The 20,784-nt window shown below is 42.3% G+C and carries 5 protein-coding genes; 3 read left to right on the top strand and 2 right to left on the bottom strand.

Annotated features, from left to right (window positions below):
* Positions 1-58: 58 nt before the first annotated feature.
* Positions 59-847, bottom strand: a complete 789-nt coding sequence (locus ACXHJ1_RS01885) for a formate/nitrite transporter family protein (RefSeq protein ID WP_016819917.1) — start codon at positions 845-847, stop codon at positions 59-61.
* A gap of 89 nt (positions 848-936) precedes the next feature.
* On the bottom strand, positions 937-1,719 hold the full coding sequence (locus ACXHJ1_RS01880) for a Cof-type HAD-IIB family hydrolase (protein WP_039276815.1): 783 nt from the start codon (positions 1,717-1,719) through the stop codon (positions 937-939).
* A 198-nt stretch (positions 1,720-1,917) separates the two neighbouring features.
* Between ACXHJ1_RS01880 and ACXHJ1_RS01875 the strand changes: the two genes are divergently transcribed.
* The 3 genes from ACXHJ1_RS01875 to ACXHJ1_RS01865 all read left to right on the top strand — a co-directional run bounded on the left by ACXHJ1_RS01875 (position 1,918) and on the right by ACXHJ1_RS01865 (position 20,784).
* Positions 1,918-2,937, top strand: coding sequence for a WXG100 family type VII secretion target (locus ACXHJ1_RS01875; RefSeq protein ID WP_457905503.1), 1,020 nt, complete (start codon positions 1,918-1,920; stop codon positions 2,935-2,937).
* An 804-nt stretch (positions 2,938-3,741) separates the two neighbouring features.
* Complete coding sequence (gene fabD / locus ACXHJ1_RS01870) at positions 3,742-4,953, top strand: ACP S-malonyltransferase (RefSeq protein ID WP_457905502.1); 1,212 nt, start codon at positions 3,742-3,744, stop codon at positions 4,951-4,953.
* A gap of 81 nt (positions 4,954-5,034) precedes the next feature.
* Complete coding sequence (locus tag ACXHJ1_RS01865; RefSeq protein ID WP_457905501.1) at positions 5,035-20,784, top strand: amino acid adenylation domain-containing protein; 15,750 nt, start codon at positions 5,035-5,037, stop codon at positions 20,782-20,784.

Here is a 20,784-nt window from a genome sequence, read left to right as displayed (position 1 = left end):
CGCTATTTTCAAAATGAATGCAAAGAAGCCATGGAACTCAGGTTCCACGGCTTCTTTTTTAATGTTCCTCCTCGTCCAAAAACGGGAGATTCACCGAATAGTACATAACCCCCATAAGCAGCACGCCACCCACCAGATTCCCAAGCGTAACCGGAACGAGATTATGGATGACGCCAGCGACAGAGACCGTACCCGGATGGTCCAGCACGAGCGCAATGGCGAAAGTACACATGTTAGCTACACTATGCTCATATCCCGAAATGAAAAAGCAGAATACAAACAGCATCATAGCGAACATCTTTGCGCCATTTTCCTTCATAAACATCGGCACAAAAAAGGCGAGGCAGACCAGCCAATTACACAAAATAGCGCGGAAGAATAGCTGCATTGCAGGCGCTTCCATTTTATGCTCAACTACGTTCAGCAGAAAGCTGTTCACGCTGGAGGAGTCAAACAGCCCTGTCAGGTATATAAGGAGTGCGAATACCCCCGCACCTAACAAGTTACCTCCATAGCTGGCAGTCCACAATCGAAGCACCTGACCCCAGCGCAGCTTTTTACGGAGCGCAGCATAGGTGTAATAGAAGGTGTTGCCAGTAAACAAATCACCGCCGCCGTACGCGATCAGAATGATGGCTGCCCCAAAGGTGAGCGCCGCCATGGGATAAGTGAATGGAGAATGCTCCATGTAAAAAAAGTTACCCGTCTTGAAGGCGACAATAACGCCGAATCCGATAAACATACTCGCCAGCATGGAACGCGCCAAATACCGGAGCAGGCTTTGCTTGTAAATTTTGTACTTCTTCAGGGCTAGCTGTTCGACATTGCGTAAGCCTTCCGTTTCCATACCAACGACAACCTCCTATTTTCTCATATCTAAGTCATTAAACCGACTTGATTTTTCCCGAAACATGCTCAGCGTGTCAAACAATTCTGTTAGCTTAACAAACCAAGCTTTTGCAGTCCGTATAAAATACCGTCTTCATCTGCGCGTTTTGTGACCATTTTAGCAGCGGCTTTGGCTTCATCACAACCGTTCCCCATCGCGACACTGTTATGTATAGTTGTCAGCATCTCCACATCGTTTAATCCATCGCCAAAAGCGTATTGATTCTCATCGGCAATGCCCAGTCTGGATGTAATTTCGCGGATTCCCTTTGCTTTAGAGCCAGCGTGAGGAACAACGTCCACTGAACTTGGATGCCAGCGTACAAAGTCAAATGCTTTGAATACCGCTTCATAGTAAGGCTCTTCTTCGGCTGTACACATCAACAGCGTCTGATAAATATCTCTCCCTTGGAAATAGAGCGGATCGTACCCAACCGAAATCTTGGCCTTAAGCGTTTGGACCGATTTCTCCACAAGCTCATCGTTAGGAATATTAGCCTTCATGTCCATATGATCCATATATACGAGAGCATGATTATGTGTGAGTGCCAGATCAGTCATCGCTTGCAAGGCTTCTCGATTCAGCGGATTGGTAGCGACGACTTCCCCACGAAGCACGACATATTGCCCGTTAAAGCTAACGTAGGAATCAATTTCTAACTGCTCGCGGATATCCTTGAACATAAAAGGCGCACGTCCTGTTGCGATGGCTACCTCATGTCCTTGCTCTTTCAAAGCAAAGACTGCTTTTTCTGCCGTTAACGGCATCTTCTTTTCATCGTCCAGTAATGTACCGTCGATATCAAAAAAAATAATTTTTTTGTCTGACATGTCCTTACACCTGACTTTCAATAATATATTGTCGAAATAAACTCATATGGATTCATTATATCAAAGGAACTGCTTCTGGATACACAAATACGTATAAATCCTCATGAATGTCCGACCTCTATAGCTTACAATATGAAATAAGGATTACTGTAAACTTTAATGTCTATCTCCTATTTTCGAAGATGGGATGTGATCACCATGACAAAAATCCAAGTCACACCGGAGCAGCTGGATAACGTGGCCTCCCAATTTGCCAATGCCCACGGCATACTGTATAACCAACTGAACGGTCTGGATAGCACAATGAACCGCCTTCACAGCCAGTGGGATGGTATGGAGAGAAATCGTTTTTATAATGACTATCGTACAGCTAAATATACGCTTTCTTCTATATTAAATAAGGTTCAATCCATTGAAATTGAGCTGAAAAGCATTGCATTGAAGTTTAGAAATGCGGATGCTGGGAGCACACGTGGCTTCTGGTCAGCCTTGGCAGCAGCGATGAACGCTAGTGCAGCGCTGGCGGGCAGCGGAGAGGCTGGAAATCATGCTGAAGATATCGTGAATTCACCCAAAAATATAGACGAGTGGGAGCAGGCAGACGCGGATAAATATCATCAATATGAGGAACTATTGAAAAACGCGGAGACCATCGGCGACAAGCAAGTCATGCAGAAAATCCACGACCAGATGAATGTCCTGCGGCTGCAATACGAGGACTCGGTTACTCGCACAGATTACAATACAGGAGAGACTTCCAAGATCACATCCGATTCGCTTGTTGCCGTCACTGAACTGACAGGTAAAGACGGAAGCAAAACAGATATATCTATAGATAAAAAAGGAAATATTATAAGTTATGAGCAAAATACGGACAAATACGATTACTGGGTCCAAAAGCATACTCAATCAGCCGGAGAACACGCTCTAGGTAAAACGGCCCAGACTGTTACCGGATATGGAATGGGTCTTATTTTGTCGCGCGGGACTGGCGTCAGTGGAGCAGGTTCGGGCGCAGCCTCCGGCTGGGGGGAACACGTTGTCGGCGTTGGTGGCGGTATGATCAGTGACAAGGTGCTGTTCTCTGTTCCCGTCGAGGGAGAAACCCGTACCATGATCTACCGGACAAATAAAGAAACTGGGCATGTCGAGAACATGATCATCGTCACCAAAGGTGAGAATGAAATGAAGTATCGCTATTGGGAGGATTATAACTAGGTCTTGAGCAGTGAGAGATCATAACGTGAATACGAGTATCTATAAAATCTACAGACTTTTTCAAGACTAAGCGAGCGGCAGTGGAAGACTGCGAAACTCATCAGTTGGTAAAATCTGTAGATTTTTTTCGTGCGCATATTTCTAATCTAAAATTCTATTAGAGTTATTTAATTGTTACATAGTATTTATGATTTAAGCAGCAATTTCATGGAGTAAAGGACATCTGACTCATGTAGTGTCTTTAATTTATGTTTTCAAACATAGAGCAATCTGAGCTTAAGAGCAAGGTTCAAAAAAGAGTATAATATCATAATTTGGATAAATACAATAATATAATAAGTGTGTATATTTGTTTATCTTTTAAAAATATTTAACAATTGCATAATTTAATTTTATTTATTTTTATGTAGTGAAAATAATGAAAAAAGCTATTCTTTCAAGAAAACGACTTTATCTAATGATAATCAACAAATTTCTACATTTTGCGACCTTTTATTTACAAAAATGTAACATTCGAAGGTTGACTTATTCATTGACTTTGTTGAAATAAATCGTTATTTTAATTCGTAAAAGGAGTAAAACATGGGTTGGAATAACGATTGATAAATTATTAATACAAGCTTATTAAATGCTAGTGCACGGTGATTACATATGATTTAATTTGTTTTTAAAATGATTCTTTTTTTCATTAATTATGTCGATCATAAATTTCTGCTTTAATACTATAAAGGTTATAACTTGCAACAGAAGTTAAATTTGAAAAGTACACATATTCAGGAAGCTCACTGGAGAAGAGGTTTTCAGATGAATAAAGTATCTTTTATTTTTCCTGGGCAGGGTTCGCAATATGTAGGAATGAGTAAAGAACTATGGGATAATTTTACTGTGGTAAAGCGTTTATTCGATGAAGCGGATGATATCTTAGGTGTAAAACTCTCAAAACTTTGCTTTGAAGGAGATTCCCAAGAGCTTCTTCAGACCATGAATGCCCAACCAGCCTTACTTACTGCCAGTCTTGCTGCATACTATGCTAGCAGAGAAATACTGGAACTGGAACCTCAACTGTTGGCCGGTCATAGTTTAGGAGAATACTCAGCATTGGTGTGCAGCGGTTTTTTCTCCCTTCAAGATGGTCTTCAAATCGTGAGAAAACGAGGAATGTTCATGCAGCAGGCTACAGCCAACGGGGTAGGGACTATGGTTGCTGTTGCGAATGTTTCTGCTTCTATTCTGGAGAGCTTATGTCAAGAGATATCTACGGATCGTGATGTTATATCTATTGCCTGTCACAATTCAAACAATCAGTACGTGCTATCGGGACATACAGAACCTATGGCTCGAATAGTGGAGAAAATCAAACGTCTAGAACATAGTAAGGTTAACTATTTAACAGTAAGCGGGCCTTTTCACAGTATTCTGATGAAGCCTGCAGCAGATAAGCTTGCCGCAGAACTAAAAAAAATCCCGCTACGCAAGGGAAGGTGGCCGGTTGTTTCCAATGTAACAGCCTTACCACATGATGAATTCTCAATTTATGACTTGTTGTACAAGCAAATGATAAGCCCTGTACGTTGGACAGATACGATGGATTATTTATACCAGAACGGTATTACTGTTGCGCTAGAATTAGGTCCGAGAAAAGTACTTGGACAGCTAATGAAAGAAAGATATCCTAGTATCTCTACTTTTTCTATTAATACCAGTTCTTCTTTAACAGAAGCGGACAAGTGGCTAAGTAAGCAGCAAACTACACGCAAATTTACACTTGAGCGTCTGGAGGAAGGCTTTGCAGCAGCGCTTATTGCACGAAATCGAAACGGGGATTACAAACAACATATGGAGGGAGTTGTTTACCCTAGTCAGCAGATCCGAAATAGGATCAATCAACTTCAAAATCATAAAAATGACACCGTTTATAATGCGGTTAATACAGAGGTGTTAGAGCTCATTCGTACTATTCTCACTACCAAGCAAGTGCCCGAGCAAGAACAACAGACGATTCTTAATATGATCTAAATAAGATTCATCAATGATGTTGGAAATTGTAAATTTATTAACTGGAAGCTAATAAATCTTACGATATACGGGGGGAATAGCATGTATACAAAAAGGTTCAAAACCCTGGTTGATGTTATTACAGAACGGGGAAAGAGTGACCATAAATTTATAACCTTTATTGAGTCGGATCACAACGAAACAACACTTACTTATAAAGATTTATATTGGGAAGCTCTAGCGTTTCTGGAGAATCTTCAGAATGCAGGAGTGAAGCAGGGACAGGAAATCGTATTTCAAATAGAAAATAATCGTCATTTTGTGAAAGCGTTTTGGGCTTGCATTCTTGGTGGTATGATCCCGGTACCTGTCAGCATCGGTAACAATGATGAGCATAGAATGAAGCTTTTTAAAATCTGGGATGTTCTTAACGATCCTTTTTTACTCATCGAGCCCAAAATATTAAAAGACCTTGAGAAATATACCTTGAAAACCAATCAGAATAACCTATTCGAAAATATCCGCCATCGTCATCAATTACTTCTTCAAGACCATGAACAACCTAAGCAATCCTTTGCAAAGATACACACCCCTCAATTGGAGGATATAGCATTTATTCAGTTTTCCTCCGGTTCCACAGGTGATCCTAAGGGAGTCATCCTTACACATCATAATCTCATTCATAACACAAGTGGAATTATAAATAGGACGGTCGTCACAGAGCAAGATTCGTTCTTGCAGTGGATGCCTCTAACCCATGATATGGGTTTAATTTACAATCATATTACCCCATTAGTTGCTGGAGTGAATCAGTACATTATGCCGACTTCGCTGTTCATTCGTCAGCCAGTACTTTGGATAAAAAAAGCTAGTGAACATCAAGTAAGCATTATATCTTCGCCAAACTTCGGATATAAGTATTTCATGCAATTTTTCAAACCCGAAAAAGCAATGAACTGGAATCTGTCCAAGATCCGTACCATCATCAATGGTGCTGAACCTATCTCTACTGAATTATGTGACGCATTTCTTGAGACATTAGCTCCTTTTGGATTAAAAAGAACGAGTATGCGAGCATCATATGGTTTAGCAGAAGCATCGGTTGGAGTTGCTATCCCGCCAATTGATGCTGACTATATAACCGTTTATGTTGATCGTAAGCACTTAAACATTGGAGAGTCTGTCTTGGAGGTAGACAAGACTTTTCATAATGCTCTGCCATTTGTTGTAGTCGGTCAGTCGTTAGATTATTGTGAAATCAGAATATGCAATGACGAGGATGAGGAAGTCGCAGATCGCGTTATTGGGCATATACAAATCAAAGGTGAAAATGTTACAAAGGGATACTATAACAACGAGAATTCGACATCCAAACTTTTGACGCTAGACGGATGGGTGAGAACTGGCGATCTGGGGTTCTTCCGTGAAGGTCAATTAGTCGTCACAGGGAGAGCAAAGGATATCATATTTGTAAATGGACAGAATGTTTACCCTCATGACATCGAGCGTATCGCTGAGGAAGTAGAAGGAGTCGAACTTAATCGTGTGGCGGCGTGTGGAGTTCGTGTTAATGAGATGGAATCAGAGGAAATTGTGGTATTTGTCGTATCCAAAAAGACGATAGAAAAATTTTCTCCAATTGCAACTCAATTAAAAAAACATTTGTATCGTCATGGAGGATGGGCGGTTCACGATATTATACCTATTAAGCAAATGCCCAAAACGACCAGTGGGAAGTTGCAGAGGTATAAGCTTGCGGCTCAGTATGAAGCGGGACATTATCAGGAGACTTCATTAGTTTTAAAAGGGATTATGGAGCAAGAAAACAAAAATCAAAAATTGCCTACACTTTCGTTTGAGATCGAAAAAGTACTTCACGATATTTGCTGCGAGGTATTACTTAGGGAAGAGGTTGATACGAGAGACAGCTATTTTGATTTAGGAGCCAATTCCCTACAACTGGTTCAGATTACAGACAAAATTGAAAATCAGCTGGGGATTAAGCTTGCAGTTACCGATTTGTTTGATCATCCCTCAATAGCTCACTTGGCAGAATTTTTAGCGAGCCCTACTGATTCTGAACAACAGCATATTCCTACGGATGATACGGATCACAATCATAGCAAGGACGTGGCTATTATTGGGCTCTCTTTGGACTTACCTGGTTCTTCATCTGTGTCACAGTATTGGGATCATATTGTCCAAGGCGATGACTGTATCGGGAACTTAAGCTCTCAACGTAAGCAAGACGCCATCGATTATTTATCAGTTGTGGATCAAAGGAAGGGAGCAGAAGAGTTTATAGAAGGCGGCTTCTTAGAAGAAATTGATAAATTTGATTATGCGTTCTTCAAGCTGAGTCCTGTGGAAGCTAGCTATATGGACCCTAATCAGAGATTGTTCCTTCAGACCGCATGGCATGCACTTGAAGATGGGGGTTATGCAGGAGATCGGATTCATGGACAAAAGGTAGGAGTTTACGTCGGCTTCTCAAAAGTGGGCTACGATTATGAGCGGATGCTCTCTAAAGGAGAACCGGACAAATTTCATCAGTATATTGTTGGAAATTTACCGTCAGTACTAGCAAGTCGAATTTCTTACTTTCTTAATTTAAAAGGTCCAGCAGTAACAGTGGATACGGCGTGCTCCTCTTCACTTGTCGCGATTCATATGGCTTGTAAGGCGTTAGCGACGGGGGATTGCAAGATGGCGATTGCCGGAGGAATCCGAACGATGCTATTACCAGTGAAGCTGGGACTAGATATGGAATCGCCAAATTACAGAGCTCGTACCTTTGATGCAGAAGCGGATGGGACAGGTGTAGGAGAAGGGGTTGCAGCGGTTCTGTTGAAGCCTCTCGATCAAGCTTTGCAAGACGGAGACCGTATTTATGCAGTGATTAAAGGAAGTGCGGTGAATCAGGATGGTACAACGGTAGGAATTACTGCGCCTAGTCCTTCCGCACAGGCAGAAGTGGTGGAGGCGGCTTGGAATGATGCGGCTATTCACCCGGAAACTCTGTCATTTATCGAAGCTCATGGAACGGGAACTAAACTGGGGGACCCTATTGAGATCGCGGGATTGACACAAGCTTTTGAAAAATATACGGACAAAAAACAATTTTGTGCAATCGGTTCCGTCAAACCCAATATTGGTCACTTATTTGAAGCAGCAGGAGTATCCAGTCTTATTAAAGCAGTTCTGATGCTGCAAACGAGGAAGAATCCTCCGTTGGTTCATTTTAAGAAACCTAGCGCCCGTATTAATTTTGAATTGTCGCCGTTTTATTTGACGACAGAAGTAGCAGATTTAAGTTCAAATGATGCCCCACTTCGCTGCGGAGTAAGTTCTTTTGGTTTCAGTGGAACCAATGCTCATGTTGTTATGGAGGAGTTTATAGAAACGCGAACACATGAGGAATCTGTAAACACGCCGGATGGTGTTCATCTTTTTACGGTTTCTGCAAAAAATGAGCGAAGCCTGCATCATTTGGTTGAGGAATATGTGGACTATTTACGCCTAAATCCAGCGGTTTCCTTGGAGCAGATGTGCTATACCACACATATCGGCAGAGCTCATATGGAACATAAATTAGCAGTTATCACTTCCAGCCTAGAAGATTTATTACACAAGTTGGAGCGATGGACTTCCGGGAACCAACAAGAGAATGTACCTGATATGTATATAGGTTCTCAGAAACAGAGCGTTGATCATAAACGGGAAAAAGATGATACGGTAGGTCGATTGATTACAGCTATTAGAGCAAGTGCACATACAGATATTCACGCTCTACGCCAATTGGGTGAACTGTATGTCAAAGGTATGGCTATTCCGTGGAAAGCGCTTTATACGGATGAGATCAAAATAATCCAGTCGCTGCCTTTGTACCCTTTTGAACGAAATCGTTGCTGGTTTACTCCAAAAGTAGTGCAGATAAGTAACGTAGGCAGGGAGGAGAGACGTATGGAGTCCGCGTATCCAAAAGAGCTGCAAGCTACAGATCAGATCGACTACACAGCGAATATTTCCAAAGTATTAAAAGATGTAATCAGTAAAGTTTCTGGTTTTACGGTGGAACAACTGGATGAGCAGATGCATTTTCTAGAAATGGGCTTGGATTCAATTATGCTAGTTCAAGTTCAAAAAGAAATTAGAGAACAATTTAATGTGGATGTTCCCATGAACCACTTTTTTGAAAGTGTCACAAACCTGGATCGTCTAACAACGTTTATTTCAGATTTGACATATACCACCCAATCAGTTGCGGCTACGGATGCTCTAAATACGGTCGATGATCGTACAGAAGTCAATCCGGAAAATACGGTTGCTGCAAAGTTTTCGTCCGAGTTGGGTGGCCTGGAAAAGTTACTCTCTCAACAAATTGAATTACTGAACAACCAACAGCTGGGACTTACTCAAGTGTTGACCAAACAACTGGAGATGCTTAGTAGCGGTCAAGGAGGAACTATTCAGGCAGCACCGTTAACCACAAACAAAGACACAGTCAGTGTTCAACCTACATCTCTGCATGTTGTGGCAACTGACGTGCCCATCACTTCTACAATTAAAGTGAATCCAACTACTGAATCCAAACCCTTTGTACCCTATCAACCTCTACTGATCGGTGAGGAAAGTGGATACAGTACGCGGCAAAATGATTTCTTACAGCGTTTTATTAAACGATATACTCAACGAACCCTTGGGTCCAAGAAATACACACAGGAAAGTCGACTGGTTCATGCTAATAATCGTCATGTGTCTGGGTTTCGATCCTATTGGAAAGAAATTGTATATCCTATCATTTCAGAGAGCGCTTCGGGTTCAAGGATATGGGATGTGGATGGGAACGAGTACATTGATCTAACTATGGGCTTCGGGGTTCATTTATTGGGTCATAATCCAGCTTGGCTAACCGATACTTTACGGAGCAATGTGCACGACCGTACGCCTTCGATCGGCCCTATGTCGAATACAGCAGGTGAGGTTGCTGCCTTGATTAGCGAGCTGACAGGTGTGGAGCGGGTTGCCTTTTACAATTCGGGGTCAGAAGCTGTTATGGTCGCTTTACGTTTGGCTAGAGCAGCTACAGGACGCTCCAAAATAGTACTATTTGCTGGTTCTTATCATGGAACATTCGATGGTGTACTTGCCGTGTCTGATCCGAACTCAAGCGGGGGAGAGGCTTTGCCCATGGCACCGGGAATCCCTTCGAGCATGATGGAGGATGTAATTGTACTCCCTTATAATCACCCGGATTCTATAAAAGCTATCAAACATTATGCACATGAACTTGCCGCCGTATTGGTGGAGCCTGTACAGAGTCGAAGACCGGATTTGCAACCAAAGGAGTTCTTGGAGCAAATTCGCGAAATAACAGCACATTCGGGAACGGCACTTATTTTTGATGAAGTAATCACAGGATTTAGAATTCATCCAGGAGGTGCTCAAGCCTGGTTTGGAATTAAAGCTGATTTAGTTACTTACGGAAAAGTGGCGGGCGGAGGTATGCCTGTTGGCATAGTCGCCGGAAGCTCAGAATTTATGGACACCGTAGATGGAGGTGTGTGGTCGTTCGGAGATAACTCCTATCCAGAAAACACGAATATTAAAACGTTCGTAGGTGGTACTTTCTGTACACATCCGCTGACCATGCATACGGCTCTAGCCACTTTGAAATATTTGAAGTCTGAAGGGCCGAATCTTCAGGAACAACTGAACCGAAGAACCAACGAATGGGTAGCAGAGCTGAATACTTATTTTAAGCAAAATAGTGTGCCTATCCACATGGTGAACTATGGCTCATTATTCCGGTTTGTTTCGTTTGGCGACATTGAGCTCTTTTTCCATCTGCTGATTGACAAGGGAATTTACATATGGGAAGGTCGCAATTGCTTTTTATCGACTTCTCATACAGATGGAGACCTTCAACAAATTACACAGGCTGTAAAGGAAAGTGTGGAGGAATTGAGAAAAGGGGGATTCCTACCTGACCATACGCCATCACCAGATGGAAATGGAAGCCGAAAAAATGATGTGGTTCCCCTCGAATCCTCATCGTTCCCTTTAACAAAGGAGCAGCAGCAAATTTGGTTTGCTACGCAATCCAGAAGTGATTCATCTACTGCATTCAACGAAATAGCAGCATTGCGAATGCAGGGTCAACTGCAGCTTGATACTGTAAAACGTTCAGTACAGACAATTGTGAATCGGCATGAGTCGCTACGGACGGTTGTTGACCCCGATGGTGAAGAACAGCATGTTCTTGAGAATGTGAATGTGGTCATCTCACTGAATGATTTCTCAGAATTTCCTCCATCAGAGCATGAAGAAAAGGTCAAGCAATGGTTTGAGGAAGAGGGGAAAAGAACGTTTGATCTGACGTCCAAAGAACCATTGTTCCGAACTTACATTTTACGTTTAAAACCGGATGAACATATTGTAGTATTCACGTTTCATCATATTATTGCGGATGGTTGGTCAATGGCAGTGTTTATCCGTGAATGGGAGCAAGTCTACACTTCTTTCTGCAAAGGAGAAAATATAGTCAAGCTGCCTGTACCGCCAAAATTCAGGGAATTTCAAGCTTGGCAACAGTTGGAACTAGAGCGTGCAGGAGTGAGTGAGGCAGTTTCTTACTGGACACAGACATTGGATTCCGTCTCTGTCGCCATGGACATTCCGTCAGAGGACGGTGGTATGAAGAAACCAGCGTATAGTGGAAGAAGAATAAATATTCGGGCAGACAGTACGCTGACGAGAAAATTGAAAAAACTTAGTATTAAAGCGGGTAACAGTCTGTTTGTCACACTTTTGACAGCATATAAAGTATTTCTGCACCGCTTAACGGGAAACACCACGATAGTAGTAGGCATTCCTACCTCTGGTCAGTCTAGAATGGAACAAGTTAATTTGATCGGAAACTGTGTTAATATGCTGCCGATTGTGAGCCATATTACCAGCAAAGAATCATTATTTAAGTATATGACACAAGTTAAGCGAGTCATGCAGGAAGTCGAACCGCTTCAAAACTACTCTTTTGCTGATCTGATTGAGCGTATTGAAAACATACTGATACCTGAAATGAATGTCATCTTCAACATGGATCGACCGATGCAGAATTTTCATTTTCATGGATTGGATGTTGAATTGATACCGACACCGATCCTGTACTCCAAATATGACATGTTTCTCAATGTGATGGAGGTTGAAGGAGAGCTTTGGTTTGATTTTGATATTAAAGCTAGCTTGGCCGCATCAGAAACAATGCAGATTTGGGCAGAGTACTTTTTACACATCCTTAACACGATTGCTGATGGGCAGGAACGGGATTCTGTAGATATCTCACTCTTAAATCAGGATGAACTGAAATATGGGGCTAGAAACTACAGGGACTATGTGGAACTCGAATCCAGCGACATTACGGACAATGATTCACCAAGAGCCATCTATTTACTGGATCATTATCTGCAACCTGCGCCTGTCGGGACGATCGGGGAATTGCATGTAGTACAGGAAAACGAATCGCCTTCCGAAAATTTAGAATATTTACCGACAGGAATCCTGGCTTTGCGAACCGCAAACGGTGAATTGCGATTGTTGGGACCTGTTCAGAAGCGAGCCTATATAAAAGGACATGCCATATATACTGAACAGCTTGAACGATTTATTACCTCTATTCCACAGATTAGTGAATGCCAAGTGATAGCCCAGAGCACAGACGGCAGAGCAGACACACATTTGGTTGCCTATGTTACGAGTCCTGATGATGGAATAGAGGAAGTCCTACGCAAGCAATTGCGAAATCATTTGCAAGACCAATGGGTACCTCAACAGATCGTTCAGCTTAAAAACATGCCCTTAAATTCGCAAGGGTATGTAGACTTGTCGCAGCTTTCTACTATGAAACAAGTTGTTAGCAAAGAACCTGTTGAGGCAGTTAGTAGCACGGAGAGAAAAGTAGGAGAAATTTGGGAAACGGTACTGGGATTGAATCGTGTTAGATCTGATGACAATTTCTTTGATCTAGGAGGAGATTCGTTGAAGGCGACTCTCTTGCTTACCAGAGTTCATCAAGAGTTTGGCAAACGAATCCCTTTGAATGTACTTTTCCATTCACCGACAGTTTCGACCTTGGCCAAGGTGATCGAAGGAGCCAAACAAGGAACACCCGTTTCTATTAAAAAGCTCGAAGAATGTACGCATTATGCAGTATCAGATGCCCAAAGGCGTATGTTTGTCTTACAGGATATGGGGATAGGTACAGCCTACAATATTACGGGTCAGGTGCGTATTGATGGGGATCTAGATATCCCTCGTCTTCAGAAGGCTTGCCTGGATTTGATCCGGCGTCATGAATCATTTCGTACTTCTTTTAATATCGTGGATGGCGAAATTGTACAAGTTATTCATGATGAGCCGACTTTTGAAATCAAAGTCACAGAAATATTGGAGAAAGATGCAGACGAGATGAGTCGCTTGTTTGTCCGTCCGTTTGATCTGCGCCAATGGCCACTTTTCAGAGCAGAATTGTTTCGCTTTGAGGCTAATAAACATATGTTGGTCATGGATATGCATCATAGTATTGCAGATGGGCTTTCGTTATCCATTTTCCTTAATGAACTCGTACAACTGTACCGGAGTGAAATTTTAGCTCCGATCCAAATTCAATATAAAGATTTTGTTGCATGGCAAAAGGAACAGTATACCAGTAATCGTTTGTTTGAACAGGAACATTATTGGAAAAATGTTTTGAACGGAGAATTACCTATACTGGCAATGCCTACGGACTTCCCTAGACCATTACATCAAAGTTACGAAGGGGCTGTATTGTCGTATAACATCACTTCAGCGATGACAGAAGAATTAAAGAAGCTTGCCAAAAATACGGGGACTACAGCTTTTATGATCCTGCTTGCGGCTTATAATATACTGCTCGCAAAGTATACGGGTCAGGAAGATATTATTGTAGGAACAGCGGTGGCAGGGCGTCAGCATCCGGACACGGAAACGATGATGGGGATGTTTGTCAACACGTTAGCTTTGCGGAACCGTCCGTCTCCTCAGCGTAGTTTTCATTCATTTTTGCAAGAGGTCAAAGAAACGACTCTACGAGCTATGGATTATCAAGACTATCCTTTTGAAGCATTGATTGAGAGACTGGATATCCGTCGTGACCAAGGACGCAATCCTTTGTTTGATACGATGTTTGTCATGCAGAATTTTGAAATGAGTTCGCTTGAAGCCAATGGAGTAAAATTTCATCCAAGTGAATTCAATCCAGGAATTTCCCAATTCGATTTGGTACTAAGTGCTGACGAATGGCAGGAGGGGCTAGCCTTACGCTTCAATTATTGTACCCAATTGTTCCGATCAGAAACGATTGATCGCCTTGCTAGTCTCTATATACAAATACTACGCTCCATTTTGGAACAACCTTGGAGCGAGATTGGGAAGTTGGAATGGTTACCTGAGGAAGAGAAGTTACAGCTAATACACGGCTTTAACACTTTTGATCCGCCCTCTTCATTGATAGTGAAGAAACAAGAAACGCTGCACTTGCAATTCGAAGAGCAAGCCCTCAAAAGTCCCAATCATGTAGCTGTAGTTCATCAGGGACATGTGATTACTTATAAAGAGCTGAACGAGAAATCAAATCAGCTGGCGAGGGCATTAATGAAGCGGGGAGTAGGGGCAGAAACTGTAGTCGGATTAATGGCGGGCCGTTCATTAGATTTGGCCGTGGGTATGTTGGCTATTTTAAAAGCTGGTGGTGCCTATCTTCCAATCGACAGTTCTTATCCAGAAGAACGAATTCACTTTATGCTTGAGGATAGCGGGGCTCCGCTCTTGTTGTTGAATGACTCATCTAATTACAATGCTACTACTTATGAAGGCTTAGTCCTAAATATGGACGATGATGAGTGGTATAAAACAGAAAGCAAGTTGTCTTCCAAGTGGGAATCGGATTCAAGTCATTTGGCATATGTGATCTATACATCGGGATCAACCGGTACTCCTAAAGGAGTTTGTATTGAGCATCGAGCGATATTAAATACGTTATCTTGGAGAATAAATGAATACGCACTAGAAGCAACAGACCGTATCCTGCCATTGCTGTCTAGCTCATTTGATGCTTTTGTGGGTGCCTTTTTTACTCCGCTGTTGTCTGGAAGTACGGTGGTGCTGCCTACGAATGAGGAATTGAGTGAATTATCGGCTCTGAAGACCTTAATTTTATCAAGTCATATTACACATCTCGTGTGTACTCCTTCCATGTACATGTCTGTTATAGAGGGTCTGACCCCAGATGAAGCCATGTCTCTCAAGGTTGTAACGTTAGGCGGTGAGAAAGCAACGAAACGGTTGGTAGAAGCCAGCCAAGCCAAACATCCCGGCATTCAATTGTTCAATGAATATGGCCCAACAGAAAATAGCGTAGTTACAACGATGTTACGAGATATGGGGCCTGAAGAAGTAGGGTGTATTGGAAAGCCGATTCCAAATACGGGTGTTCTCATTCTGGATCAATACTTGCAGTTGCGACCAATAGGACTTCCAGGAGAATTGTGTATTTGGAGTAAAGGAATTGCGCGAGAATATCGTAATCGTCCTGAGCTTACGGCGCAGAAATTTATCCCGCATCCTTATTTGGACAATATGAAGCTCTACAGAACAGGAGATTTGGCGAGATGGTTACCTGACGGAACGCTAGAGTATCTTGGCCGAGCAGATCAACAAGTTAAAATCAGAGGCTACCGGATTGAGCCAGGTGAAATTGAAAGCACATTGTTGGCTCACAGAGCGGTAAAAGAGGCAGCAGTAGTGATTAAAGGAACAGATGACAATCCGTATTTATGCGCTTATGCCGTTTTGCGGGAATCAGTTACAGTAGATATTTTGAAAGACTATTTGTCGTCAAGCCTGCCTCACTATATGGTACCAGCCCATGTAATTTTGTTGGATGCGATGCCGCTGACAGCAAATGGTAAAGTTAGTAAAAGTGCATTGCCTGAACCAGGTGGTCATCTCAACAAAGAATTACAACACGTTGGGCCCAATAATGAAACGGAGCAGCTATTGATCGAAATGTGGCAGGATCTGCTGGAGATTTCGCCGATTGGTATACACGATCATTTTTTTGAAATAGGTGGGCACTCGATGAAAGCTACCCTGTTGACTGCGAAAATCAACGAGGTCTTTCATATCGAAATTTCGACTCAAGATATATTTGGGGCACCAACAATCGAAGCACTCTCCAAGAAAATACTTGCTGCCAAGCCAACAGATTATCGACGAATTGAGGCAGTGACTGAGGAAGCTTATTATGAGGTTTCTCCAGCACAATCCAGATTGTTGGCCGTGCTACCGCTGGATGAGACGGGTGTGGCTTACAACATGTCGGCAGCATTGATGATCGAAGGTCATGTAGATCGAAGAAGAGTGGAGCATACCTTTGAGCAATTATTAGCTCGGCACGAAGCATTTCGGACCTCGTTCGGATATGTGGATGATAGAGCGGTGCAATTTGTACAACCAGAGGTAAGCTTTGAACTTGGCTTTGCCCGGGCTGCTGGTGATATTACGACAAAGGGTATAGATACATTGATTCGTAATTTCATACGGCCTTTTGATGTTGGTAAAGCCCCACTATTGCGGGCGGAGCTTCTTCAAATGGATCGGGATAAATGTATGCTTCTTATTGATATGCACCATTTGATAGCCGACGGTACTTCTATCGACACCATTATTAACGAATGGAACAAGCTGTACAAGGGAGAAGAACTGCCCGTTTTACCGCTTCAATACAAAGATTACTCTGCTTGGCTCAGATCGAATACAGAAATTCATGCAAAGCAGGAACAATATTGGCTTGAGCAATATAAGGGAGAACTGCCCGTTCTAGATCTACCTACAGACTATCAGCGCCCACAATTGCAGAGTTTTGTTGGAGATATGGTGAAAATTGAGCTGTCCGAAAAGCTTGTAGAACAGTTGAACCTCACTTGTCTTCAAACAGATAGCACTCTCTTTATGCTCTTATTTGCTGCCTATAATGTGCTGTTGGGGAAATATGCGGGACAAGAAGATGTCGTAATTGGTATTCCAACGTCTGGACGAACGCATGCAGATACTAATGGGATCGTAGGGTTATTCGTTAATACACTGGCCATTCGGAACCATCCGGCTAGTCATAAGAGCTTCAAAACCTTTTTGAACGAAGTAAAAGAAAACACGCTACAAGCTCTGCAAAATCAATCGTATTCATTTGCCGAACTGGTTGATAAGCTGTCCATCAAGAGAGACTTGAGTCGAAATCCGTTATTTGACACGATGTTCTCCTTTATGAACACGGATGCACAGCAGTGGCAAGCTGATAACCTTTACTTTGAGTTATATCCGTTCAAAACGGGGATTTCCAAATTCGATCTTGTACTGAATGCCGAACAAAAGGCTGGGAGAGTTCATCTAGAATTTGAGTACAGTACAAAACTGTATAAAAAAGAAACCATTGAGCTTCTCGTCGAGCATTACCTAAATGTATTAGAGGAAATAGTCCAAAACGCTGATATGGCATTGACTGATATTAATCTCCTAAGCGCAACAGAAGCGGCTGCTATAGAGGAGCGTTATAACAGCACTGATATAGCTTATCCACAGCCGAGACCTATACATCATTATATTGAGGAGCAGGCTGGCAAAAAACCTGATGCTAGAGCCGTTATCTATCAAGATCAGGTGCTGACCTATAAGGAATTAAATGATCAGGCGAATGCGATAGCAGGCGATTTGTTGGCTAAAGGAATTGGACTTGGAAGTTATGTACCTATACTCATGGAACGGAGCCTGGAACTGGTAGTATCCATACTGGCTGTTATGAAAACAGGGGCTGCTTTTTCGCCTCTTGATACAGAGTGGCCTATTGATCGCTTACAGAGCGCCCTGCAGGATTTGGGAAGTTCTATCCTATTGGTCAATTCAAGTACTCCTATCAGTTCAGAAATAAATGCTGGAGAGTATCTAGCTATAGACTGCTCTGTAGTCGAAAAGAGGAGTAACGCTATCAGTAACCCGGTAGTAGATGTAGATATGGAATCACCAATCTATGTCATCTTCACTTCGGGTTCAACCGGCAAACCAAAAGGAGTTATTGCTGCCCATAAAGGAATCACCAATCGTTTTCTATGGATGAATGACTATTTTGGAACATCGGCTGCACAAAGTGTTCTCCAGACGACTCATCATGTATACGACAGCGCGGTCTGGCAATTGTTCTGGCCATTAATGAACGGTGGCACAACTGTTTTGCCGGAAACAGGCATGACAGTGGATGCTACGTACATGACAAATATTATTGAACAGGAGCGTATTTCTTTTACAGACTTCGTTCCATCCGTATTTAATGCTATTGTCAACCAGTTAGATCAAAATTCAACTCGAACTAAGCAATTGGATTCTCTTCAACAAGTTATTCTTGGTGGTGAGGAAATTACGCCATCGACAGTTCATACGTTTTTAACCATTTTTCCTCATGTTCAAATCACGAACCTGTATGGTCCAACGGAGGCAAGTATTGGCTGTGTTGCTTATCGAGTGACAGGAGATGAAGACAGAATTCCGATCGGAAAGCCAATTGCCAATACCAAGATTTATATATTGGACTCTGGACTAAAGAGGGTTCCCGTAGGAATCACAGGAGAAATGTATATTGCAGGTACACCACTTGGGATTGGATATTTGAATGATCCGATCAAAACGAAGGCCAGCTTTATAGATAATCCTTATTCAATGCCTGGCTATGAAAAGCTCTATAAAACGGGGGATTTAGCTAAATACTTGCCTGACGGTAATATTGCATTCCTGGGTAGATCCGATTTTCAGGTCAAAATTCGTGGGTACAGGATTGAACTTAGTGAAATTGAATATCATCTTTTAGGCATAGCTGATATTCAGGAAACTGTCGTGATGGTCAAAGAAAATAAGGGAAGTTCTTATTTATGCGCTTATGTGGTATCAGCTAATCCAGTAGATACGGATCGTATCAAAATACAGTTGGCTAAGGAGCTTCCTGATTACATGATACCTTCGGTGTATGTTCCGCTTGACATGATTCCCATAACACCAGGCGGAAAGATTAACCGTAAAGCATTACCTGAACCTGACTGGAGCGGTGCCTTAGAAGTAGAGTATGTGGAACCAACAGGTGAGACTGAAGTATTGCTGGCCCACATATGGGAGGAAGTGCTTGCCGTAACAGGCGTAAGTGCGACTCACAACTTCTTTGATTTGGGAGGAGACTCTATTAAGGGTCTGCAAATCGTCTCACGTTTGAACACGCATGGCTACAAGCTAAGCATTAAAGAATTATTTTTGTACCCTCAGATTAGACAATTGAGCCCATTCGTTAAGGTGATCCGTCGGAAGATTAGTCAGGAAGCCATTGAGGGAGAGCTGCCTTTAACGCCAATACAGCAGCGATTCTTCCATCTACAGAAGGTAAGTCCTCAGCATTTTAATCAGTCCGTCATGCTATTTTCTGAAGACGGTTTTGATGAGCAAGGGATTATGGCTGCATTTGACTGCATTGTTAAACATCATGATGCCTTAAGGATGACATTCTGTCAGAGAGAAGATCGCATCGTTCAATACAATGAAGGACTAAACAATCAACCACTATCCTTGACGATAAAATCACTGCCTGAAGGTCTACCAGCAGAAGCATGGATTGAGCAAGAAGCGACGGCTATTCAAAGTAGTTTCGATCTCACCACCGGTCCTTTAATGAAGCTTGGATTATTCCGGACTGCTGAAGGGGATCACCTGCTCATTGCGGTTCATCACCTGGTAGTTGATGGGGTTTCGTGGAGAATTATTTTACAAGATTTTACGTCCCTTTATCAGCAATATCAGCAGGGGACAGCACTACACTTGCCAGACAAAACGGATTCTTACCGCTCATGGGCACAAGAAATAAGCCAATATGCAACAAGCGAGGAGCTGGCGCAGGAACTGGAATACTGGACACAGCTGGAGCAAACGCAGTCTGGAGCGTTGCCTAAAGACAGCTCCTATGAAACCAACATGTTGCGTGATAGTGAAAATGTAAGTGTATCACTTGATAATGAGAACACTAGCAAATTGTTAAGACAGGTGCACCAGGCCTACAATACTGAAATTAATGACATTTTGCTCACTGCTCTTGGATTAAGTATCAAAGAATGGACTCAGCAGTCTCGTGTGTTGATCTATCTTGAAGGGCATGGGCGAGAAGAAGTGTTTCAGGAAATGAACATTTCCAGAACTGTTGGCTGGTTCACAACAATGTATCCATTTTTACTGGAAGTGGACAATGCGCATGATCTCTCATATCAGATTAAGAACATTAAAGACAGCCTTAGAAGGATACCGAACAAGGGCTTTGGGTATGGGGTATTAAACTATGCTCAAGTGAATGAGTCTGGTGTGACTGCATTTCAGGCCGCTCCTGAAATTGCCTTTAATTATATGGGGCGTTTTGATACGGAACTAGATACAGATGTATTTACACTTTCTAAATTTTCCTCTGGAGAAGAGGCTAGTCCCTTCACGGAAAGATCTGTAGCGTTAGATATCAACTGCATTATTAATGAAAGCGAACAATTAATTATTACATGCAACTATAACAAGCAAGAATACCAGCAACAAACCATTGAACAACTATTATTTTTATTCCAAAAACATTTGACGAATCTAATCGACCATTGCTGCAGCAAACAAGTAACGGAACAAAGTCCAACTGATTTTCTCTATGACAAGTTGTCAATCGATGAGTTTCAGAACCTGTCCCAACTCTTAAGTAACAAACTAAACTTGTAG

The sequence above is a fragment of the Paenibacillus sp. ALE2 genome, assembly GCF_054113385.1.
Note: the sequence above shows the minus strand (reverse complement) of the source record. Positions and strands in the feature narration are given on the sequence as shown.